At 57.5% G+C, this 951-nt stretch carries 1 protein-coding gene; it reads left to right on the top strand.

Annotated elements, in window-relative coordinates:
* Nucleotides 1–857 (top strand): N-6 DNA methylase (locus tag VU18_RS15775; RefSeq protein WP_047758479.1); only part of this gene is annotated, 857 nt, incomplete at its 5' end.
* Between the last annotated feature and the right edge of the window lie 94 nt (nt 858–951).

Here is a 951-nt window from a genome sequence, read left to right as displayed (position 1 = left end):
GGGTCGAGCTCGTCCGCGACACGCACCGCCTCGCGGTCATGAACGCCCTCTTGCATGATGTGCACGGCGACATTTTGCTTGGCGACACGCTCTCTCCCCTTGGCGAGCGGCTGAAAGGGTATGACGTCATTTTGACAAACCCGCCGTTTGGCACAAAAAAAGGCGGGGAACGGGCGACACGGACCGACTTTACGTTTATGACGTCAAACAAGCAGCTGAACTTCCTCCAGCACATTTACCGGGCGCTCAGACCAAACGGCAAGGCGCGCGCCGCGGTCGTTGTGCCCGACAACGTGCTGTTTGAAGGCGGCGTCGGCGCCGACATCCGCCGCGACTTGATGGACAAATGCAACGTCCATACGATCTTGCGCTTGCCGACCGGCATTTTCTACGCCCAAGGGGTGAAAACGAACGTCTTGTTCTTCACCCGCGGGGAAACAGACACGGGCAACACGAAAGAAGTATGGGTGTATGATCTTCGCACGAACATGCCGTCGTTTGGCAAGCGCAATCCGTTGACGAAAGACCATTTCGCCGGATTTACGAAAGCCTACACCGCCGAAGACCGCCATCAAGTCGACGATGAACGGTGGAACGTCTTCACCCGCGACGACATCGCCAAAAAAGGCGACAGCCTCGACATCGGTCTCATCGCCGACGAATCGCTGTCCGTGTACGACAACTTGCCCGACCCGATCGACTCGGCTGAAGAAGCGGTGGAGAAATTAGAGCTCGCCATCTCGCTGCTCCATGAAGTCATTGCCGAACTGAAAGCGGCCGAACACCCGACCCGCTACGAACTGGCCAAAACCGAAATGCTCCACGTCGCTGAACGACTCGAGGTGTCAGAACGATGAGCAAGGCCAAACCAAAATCGATGGAACAGCTGCTCGAAGAAGCGCTCGTGCCCAAAGACGAGCAGCCGTACGAAGTGCCGGGGAATTGGGTGTG

Origin of the sequence: Geobacillus sp. ZGt-1 (assembly GCF_001026865.1) — a bacterium.
Classification (GTDB): Bacteria; Bacillota; Bacilli; order Bacillales; family Anoxybacillaceae; genus Geobacillus; species Geobacillus thermoleovorans.
This window is presented reverse-complemented; position numbering and strand designations above follow the sequence as displayed.